This window comes from Nocardiopsis kunsanensis DSM 44524 (assembly GCF_000340965.1).
Classification (GTDB): Bacteria; Actinomycetota; Actinomycetes; order Streptosporangiales; family Streptosporangiaceae; genus Nocardiopsis; species Nocardiopsis kunsanensis.
The window spans coordinates 103,934-111,208 of record NZ_ANAY01000021.1; the positions used below are offsets into that span (position 1 = coordinate 103,934).

Genomic DNA, 7,275 nt, shown 5'->3' on the forward strand with positions numbered 1-7,275 from the left:
GAGTAACCCGAAAATCTGCAAGTTGTGCACCTCCGGATAACGCCCAGGTAACGCCAACAGGCCTCGTGAACACAACCCCCAGTATGCAGGGGTCCCGCTCCGGAGAACAGGGCCGCAGAAAACCGGGCACCGGCCCCGCCCCCGGAACGCCCCCGTCCGGTCATCGCCCGAACGCGTCCGTGACCGGTACCCGGCCGGGGCCTCTCCGGGTACCGATACCGACACCGTTGACCTCGACCCGCCAGGTCCCCTCCCCCGGAAGATGCAGGAGGCACTCACGCGGACAGACCTGGCTCCGGGAGCTCTTCTCGACCTCGATCGCAACCGTCCCCGGACTTTCGGCCCCGCTCCGGTGGGCCCGCACACTCACACGCCCGAAGCGGGTGGGGGTCTGCTCGACCCGGATCCCCTCCGGATGGTCGAGCCAGTCGGCCGGCGCTCCGGGAAGGATCTCCAGGGCGTCCGCGCGTTCGAAGACCAACAGGCTGCGTACCAGGCGGATCAGTTCGGCCGAGGCCCAGTTGTGCGGCATCTCGCCCCACACCTGGTCGTGCCCGGTGCCTGCCAAGGGCTGCTCTTCCCGCCACACCCGGGTGGGGGCGGCGTGGTTGCACATGCCGTAGAGCAGTTCCCGTGCCTTGTCGGGGCGCCCGGCGTAGAGCTGGACCTGGGCGGCGAACGCGGCGTAGTAGGTCCACATGGCCCGATAGGGCAGCCATCCGGTTCCTGTCGGGATCTGCTCGCCCGCGTCCAGGGTCTGCACCAGGTGGAGGTAGTCGGCCACGATGCGGTCGTCGGCCTCGAAGACCTCACCGGGCCAGATGGCCTGTGCCAACGCCCATGTCGCGCTCTCGGGACGGATCCTGCTGAAGACGGGCGGCTGCTCCCCGACCCCCGGCACCGTGTGGTGGGATCCGCTGCCCGGCAGGATCATCGGTGTGTAGGGGCGGCCGTCCGCCAACGTGCCGGCGTGTTCGGCGGCCGTGCGGCGTACGTCCTCGAGCAGCTCCTCGCGCATACGCCGCACACGGGGGTGGTCGTCGGGGGCGATGCGTACCGAGGCCCGCGCGGTGTAGGTGAGGCCGACCAGTGTCCACAGCGCGGTCGTGAGTTCGGGGCGGGCGCCCGCGACGCCGCCGTCGGGGAAGGCCGGCGGCATCAGGCCCTTGGCCGGCGAGTCCTCGGGAAGTTCCCGGGCCCGCCTGCGGAGTTCGGCGATGTGGTCGAGGGCGCCCCGCACCACGGGCCACAGACTCTGGAGCCACGCGTCGTCGCCGGTCAGTTCCCACTGGCGCACGAGCGTGGTCAGGGCGATACCCGTCTCCTTGCTGTGCGGGTGTTCGTCCAACCCGGGCAGGTCGACCATGACGTTGATCGAACCGTCGGGGCGCACGCGGTCCAGCAGGGCCTTCAGCCCGTGCCGGGCGTCCTGCTCCAGGTGCAGGTACTGGGCCGCTTCCAGGAGGAAGTGGCCGTCGACCATCCACAGTCCCCGGTAGACGGTCGGGCCGACCTGGAACACCGGGCGGCCCTCGTCGTCGAGGTCGCGGGCCTGGAGGATATTGCGCGCCGAGGCCACGAGCATGTTCTGGAGTTCGGTGTCGGGCACGGTGAACGGCAGGTCGAGCACGGGCAGGTTCTGCCAGTAGGTGCGTTCGTGTTCCACCGCGCGCTCGGCCCAGGCGGTGTCCACACCCTCGGTGCCCGCCCCGTCGAGCGGGAGCACCACGGTGCCCCCGACGCTCTGCCCGGAACCGACGATCTCCGGGGTCGTCTCGAGACCGGACGCGGGACGGAACCCCCTCGCGTGCGACAGGCGCATGCGTTGGGGACGGGAGACGAGTACGGGTTGCCGTGCGCCGGTGTTCGCGGCACCGCGACCGTCCTCGGTGTACTCGTCGACGAAGGCGGGGTAGGTCGGCATCTCTTCCGGTTCCAGCGCGTACACGTGGTGGCTGGGGGCCACACCCGCGCCGGCGTGCCGCACGGAGCCGTGTTCGTGGATGTCCACGTGCAGCCCGGTCAGCAGCTCGTCGACGCCCTCGGACACCTGAATCGTCCACTGGACGATGTCGTAGCGGCCGCCCTGGGGGCTCGAGTGCCCTGTGGTTCTCAGCACCAGTACGCAGGTGGGATAAGTGAGGGTGGTGACGGTGATCGGGGTGCGGGCGTCCTCCGTGCGCTGCTCCAGCGAGACGGGCACGTGGCTGGTCTGGGCGCTGAACTCCACGGTCCGGCGGAAGTACCACGAGGCGAGGTGGACCTGCTCGAACCCGTAGAGCAGGGCGCCGTCCTCACGGACCAGGGACTTGTGGGGATCATCGGGGCGGCAGATCGGGGTCCAGACCGAACTGGGCGCGTACCGGAAGTCGATGGTCGGCCCGGTCGGCCGGTCCTGCCGGTCCTGCCGGTCCTGGCGGCGGCTCGCTGCGCTCATGTGTCACCGTCCATGGGATAGAGGCCGGCCCCGCCGTCGACGAGGAGTGTGCTGCCCGTCATGTAGGAAGCCATGGGTGAGCACAGGAACAGGAACGTGTCGGCCACCGACTCGGGAGGCTGCAGGTATCCGAGCGGAACGGCCCGGGAAGCGCGGCGGCGGTAGTCCGGTTCGGTGTCCCACTGGTGTCTGGCCATACCGGCGTCGACGATCCCCGGTGCCACGATGTTGGCCCGGATGCCGTGGGGAGCCAGTTCTCGTGCGAAACCCCGGGCGAGCGCCCGGACGGCCGCCTTCCCGGCGGCGTAGGGGGTGATCCCGGGCCAGGGCACGTCCTGCACCCAGGAGCTGGTGAAGATGAGGTGTCCTCGGGTGCCGTCCGCGATCCAACGGCGCGCGGCCTCGGACGCGACGACGAAACCGGACCTGACGTTGAGCTGGTGCAACGCGTCGAAGTCCTCGACGGGGAATTCGGGAAGGGCGGCGCTGCGGGCGATACCGGCGTGGCAGCACACGGTGTCCGGTGGGCCCAGGGCCTCGGTGACCGTCGCGACGGCGCGGGTCGTCTCCTCGGCCGACGTCAGGTCGGCGTGCACGTAGGCGAAACCGTCCTCCGGGTCGCCGAGGGCCCGGCGCACCGTCGCTTCGTCGGCCACGTCCACGATCGCGACCCCGGCGCCGTGCTCGCGCAGCCGTGCGGCGATGGCGGTGCCGAGCGCACCGGCTCCACCGGTGAGCATGATCGTGCGGCCGGTGAGGTCGAGCGGGTCTGCGTTCACTGCTTCTCTCCCCTCACGGGTTCTCCGAGGGGTTTTCCCGCCGGGAAGACTCGGGCTCGTCCTGGGCCCGCCGCGGCCCGCGCAGTTCGGCTTCGATCTCCTCGAGGGTGCGGCCCTTGGTCTCGGGCACCTTGAACAGGACGAAGAGGAAGCTGAGGACGCAGATCACCGTGTACACCCAGAACGCCCCCGACGCGGTGATGGCCTCGACCATCGGCAGGAACACCAGGGCCACGACGAAATTGGCCGCCCACAGCAGGGCCGAACCGAAGGACATGGCCGCTCCCCGTACCCGCAGCGGGAAGATCTCCGCGAGCAGCAGCCACACCACCGGTCCCAGGCTCACGGCGAAGACCGAGATGTAGATCATCAGCAGGGCGACGAGCAGGAACCCGGGCGCATCGGTGCCGAACGCGATCCCGAGGAGGAACAGGGAACCCGCCATGCCGAGTGTTCCCCACAGGAGCAGGCGGCGCCGCCCCAGCCGGTCGACCACGAGGATGGCCACGACTGTCATGAGTACGTTCGCCGCGCCGACCCCGAACGTGGCCAGGATCGCCGAGGCAGCACCGAACCCGGCTTCCTCCAGGATGGTGGGGGCGAAGTAGATCACGGTGTTGACGCCGGTGATCTGCTGCATGATCGCCAGCCCGGCACCGACGATCAGCAAGGGGCGCAGGTTCCGGTCGAACAGGTCGCGGAATCCCCCGGTCTCCTCGCGGGCGACCGAGGCGATCTCGCGCATCTCCGGTTCGACAGCGTCCGCCTGGCGCGTGCGGCTCAGCACGCTTCTGGCTTCACGGTCCCGACCGCGGCTCAGGAGCCACCGGGGGGTCTCGGGCAGAACGAGCATCCCCACGCCGAGGACCACCGAGGGGATCAGCCCGATACCGAGCATCCACCGCCATCCCGCCATGTCGGCGAAGCCGTAGGCGACCATGTAGGACAGCAGGATGCCGGTGGTCGTCATGAGCGAGGTGAGCGACACCAGCGCCCCGCGCGCCTTGGGCGGGGCCAGCTCGGCGATGTAGAGGGGCACCAGCAGCGAGGCGGTGCCCACCCCCAACCCCAGTACGACACGTGCGGCGACCAGGACCGGATAGTTGGGGGCCAGCCCGGCCATCAGCGCGCCCACGCCGAAGATCACCGCGGCGATCAGGACCACGGTTCTTCGCCCGTAACGGTCGGAGAGCCATCCGCCGTACAGGGAACCGAACACGGCCCCCACCAGCAGCGAGCTGGTCACCACGCCCTGTTGGAACGCCGACAGGTCGAAGTCGTCCCTGATGAAGAGCAGTGCTCCGGAGATGATCCCGGTGTCGTAGCCGAACAGGAGTCCCCCGACCCCCGCGATCACCGCGATGCGTATGACGTTGCGCCTGGCCCGGGCTTCCGTCATGTGTTCCATCGGCGTTTCCTCACCCGTGCGACCCCGGTCGCACGACCGCAGCTGTGAAAGGTCGCCGCGCTCGGTCAGGGTGGCGGTGCGGTCCTCTCACCGGGTCGACCAGGAGCGCGCGTACTCACCTTCCCAAGCCTGCTCACGCGCGGCCGGGAACGCCTCGCGAGCACCGGCGGGTCGATGCCGGGCCCGGTGCGTATCGCGGTGGGCTCCGCGCGTGCGGGGAGCACGGGCCGCCGAGCAGGCCATGAGGGGCATGACAGGGACCATCCCCGCGCGCGCGGGGAGCACCGCTTTGGGAGGTTTCCGCCCTTTTCCCATCTGGGACCATCCCCGCGCGTGCGGGGAGCACCATCAGCGAACGCCTTGCATTCGGCCTTGGTCGGGACCATCCCCGCGCGTGCGGGGAGCACTGCCGGCGCCCTCGAGGGGGTGGCCGCGTGACGGGACCATCCCCACGCGTGCGGGGAGCACCGCTGATGCCCGGGATCGTAGGTGCATGCGCTCGGGACCATCCCCGCGCGTGCGGGGAGCACTGGCGGACCTCCGCGCGGAAATTACGCGGCTCGGGACCATCCCCGCGCGTGCGGGGAGCACATATGGCTCAGGATTGGGGGCACCACAGTGGTGGGACCATCCCCGCGCGTGCGGGGAGCACTCGACGGAGAGTGGGTGGACATCAGCGGGGATGGGACCATCCCCGCGCGTGCGGGGAGCACCGGGGTGGGCTCGCACTCGGCGACGATCGGCCGGGACCATCCCCGCGCGTGCGGGGAGCACGCTCTCGCGGGCCGCCTTCATGCGCCGGTTGCGGGACCATCCCCGCGCGTGCGGGGAGCACCTGAGAGAGGGGTGGACAGATGCCTTCGGCCGGGGACCATCCCCGCGCGTGCGGGGAGCACACACCCGCGCCGGCGTCCACGCGGAAACTCACGGGACCATCCCCGCGCGTGCGGGGAGCACTTCTCCGTATTCCACCCGGTCAAGATCCAGGTGGGACCATCCCCGCGCGTGCGGGGAGCACTTCTGATTCTCCCGGCGGCGGCTGTCCTGAAGGGGACCATCCCCGCGCGTGCGGGGAGCACTCTCCCTGACCTGCATGTCTACCCGTCAGTAACCCGAAAATCTGCAACTTTCACAGGTCCGGATAACGGGAAGGCAACGGCGGCAGGTTCAGAGGACACAGCCCCCAGTATGCAAGGGGCCCGCCCCGAAGAACAGGCCCCAGGCACCAGAGGTCAGCGCGGCCCCGGGTCGATGAGATCGCACTCGCTCACACGCCCGGGAACCGGAGGATCGGACAGTGCGCGGTCGAGCAGCTCCAACGCCTCCTCCACATCACCCTCGCTCCGGGCCAACGCCAGCGCCTGGCGCACGACCTCGGCACGACGGCGCAGCCCACGCACGAGAAGGAAATCGGCGACCGGATGCGGGCCGGGTGGCACGTCCAAGGCGTCGCAGGCCGCGTCCAGGAACTCAGCGGTACGGATGTCCAGCATCACGCAGCCTCCCCTCCGGCAAGCACCGCGCGCTCAGCGGGTTCGGCGGGCTCGGTGCGGCAGAAGGCTCCGATGGGTCGGAAGGGCCCGGCGAAGATGCCCTGGCGGGGCAGGCTCGGGCTCTCCAGGAAGAGGGACTGTCCAGGAACGGAGCCCTCATCAGGGACACGCCCGTACGCGCGTTCCGACGCCCGCCCCTGCCCCTGGTCGGCGAGCGCGCACAGGACGGTGAGGGCGAGGTTCCTGCTCTCAGCCGGGCGCGCGCCGGTGTCTCGGTCGGTCATGAAGCACCGTCCACGCACGATGGCTGCGGGAACAGCAACACTTGCAGCAGGGGTGGAGGCATCGGTCTCGGAGATTGCGGTTCCGTGTTCGGCACTCGTGTCTGACACGTGCTGGATCTGCGCGCTTTCGGTGGGCGAAGCGGTGTCCGCATACGGAGCAGCGTCAGCAGGAGGCCGTGGGGCGGGAACCCGATACGGCTCGGTTTCCTCTGCGGCACCGTCTTCGACACCGAGGAAGGGTGTGTGCTCGGCGTAGCGCCGGACCCGACGCGATCGGTGGCGCCGGAGCTCACCGGAGAGTCCGCGCGCGTACCCGTCCGGACTCGCGTGGATGCCCTGCGCGGCGCGCATCATGCGCAACAGCAAGCAGAGCAAAGCAATAGGGTGGATCATGTCGTCCTGGTCCTTTCAGGTCGGCCATGACCCCCGGACGTGTTGGCCCACGTCGCGGGGGTTCACTCTTTGTGGAACCTTTAGTATAGCGACTCGTATCGATACGTCTAGCCTTGTATCTCTTGGATTAGCCTTGTGGTCCCACGAATAACTTCGGTTCATGACGTTCGATCCAGACGCAGAGATCCAGCACGACGGCCCGATCACGCCATATCGACAGCTTGCCGACATCATCCGAGCACGCATCGCCCGTGGGGACTGGGCATCTGGTCAGCGCATCGCCACGGAGAAGGACCTCGTGCAGGAGTACGGGCTGGCACGCTCAACAGTTCGACGCGCGATCGCGGTCCTCGTCGATGACGGAGACGTGTACACCGTGCCCCAGAGAGGTTCCTACGTAGCTGAGAAGCCTGAATCGGACAGCTAGTAGTACTTTGTTAACTCGTGTCGGGGGTGCTGCTGTGCAAGCGGTTGGTGACAG

General features: G+C 69.3%; 6 protein-coding genes and 1 CRISPR repeat array. Of the genes, 1 reads left to right on the top strand and 5 read right to left on the bottom strand.

Annotated features, from left to right (window positions below):
* Positions 1-160: 160 nt before the first annotated feature.
* The 5 genes from D456_RS0115130 to D456_RS0115150 all read right to left on the bottom strand — a co-directional run bounded on the left by D456_RS0115130 (position 161) and on the right by D456_RS0115150 (position 6,401).
* Complete coding sequence (locus D456_RS0115130; RefSeq protein ID WP_017577027.1) at positions 161-2,437, bottom strand: hypothetical protein; 2,277 nt, start codon at positions 2,435-2,437, stop codon at positions 161-163.
* Complete coding sequence (locus D456_RS0115135; RefSeq protein WP_017577028.1) at positions 2,434-3,216, bottom strand: SDR family NAD(P)-dependent oxidoreductase; 783 nt, start codon at positions 3,214-3,216, stop codon at positions 2,434-2,436. Before D456_RS0115135 ends, D456_RS0115130 begins: the two co-directional genes overlap by 4 nt.
* Before the next feature lie 13 nt (positions 3,217-3,229).
* Positions 3,230-4,624 carry a sugar porter family MFS transporter gene (locus tag D456_RS0115140; RefSeq protein WP_017577029.1) on the bottom strand — a complete coding sequence of 465 codons (1,395 nt, stop codon included), beginning with the start codon at positions 4,622-4,624 and terminating at the stop codon, positions 3,230-3,232.
* Between the two features lie 256 nt (positions 4,625-4,880).
* A CRISPR array of direct repeats spans positions 4,881-5,703; the repeat unit is 29 nt; unit sequence GGGACCATCCCCGCGCGTGCGGGGAGCAC.
* A 153-nt stretch (positions 5,704-5,856) separates the two neighbouring features.
* Positions 5,857-6,117, bottom strand: a complete 261-nt coding sequence (locus tag D456_RS0115145; RefSeq protein WP_017577030.1) for an acyl-ACP--UDP-N-acetylglucosamine O-acyltransferase family protein — start codon at positions 6,115-6,117, stop codon at positions 5,857-5,859.
* Complete coding sequence (locus D456_RS0115150; protein ID WP_017577031.1) at positions 6,117-6,401, bottom strand: hypothetical protein; 285 nt, start codon at positions 6,399-6,401, stop codon at positions 6,117-6,119. Before D456_RS0115150 ends, D456_RS0115145 begins: the two co-directional genes overlap by 1 nt.
* A gap of 553 nt (positions 6,402-6,954) precedes the next feature.
* Here D456_RS0115150 and D456_RS0115155 point away from each other — a divergent pair.
* Positions 6,955-7,221 carry a GntR family transcriptional regulator gene (locus tag D456_RS0115155; protein WP_017577032.1) on the top strand — a complete coding sequence of 89 codons (267 nt, stop codon included), beginning with the start codon at positions 6,955-6,957 and terminating at the stop codon, positions 7,219-7,221.
* Positions 7,222-7,275: the final 54 nt, after the last annotated feature.

Coding starts and splice junctions, on each gene's coding strand:
- D456_RS0115140 (WP_017577029.1), bottom strand. CDS start 4,624: ATGGAACACATGACGGAAGCCCGGGCCAGGCGCAACGTCATACGCATC.
- D456_RS0115150 (WP_017577031.1), bottom strand. CDS start 6,401: ATGACCGACCGAGACACCGGCGCGCGCCCGGCTGAGAGCAGGAACCTC.
- D456_RS0115145 (WP_017577030.1), bottom strand. CDS start 6,117: ATGCTGGACATCCGTACCGCTGAGTTCCTGGACGCGGCCTGCGACGCC.
- D456_RS0115130 (WP_017577027.1), bottom strand. CDS start 2,437: ATGAGCGCAGCGAGCCGCCGCCAGGACCGGCAGGACCGGCAGGACCGG.
- D456_RS0115155 (WP_017577032.1), top strand. CDS start 6,955: ATGACGTTCGATCCAGACGCAGAGATCCAGCACGACGGCCCGATCACG.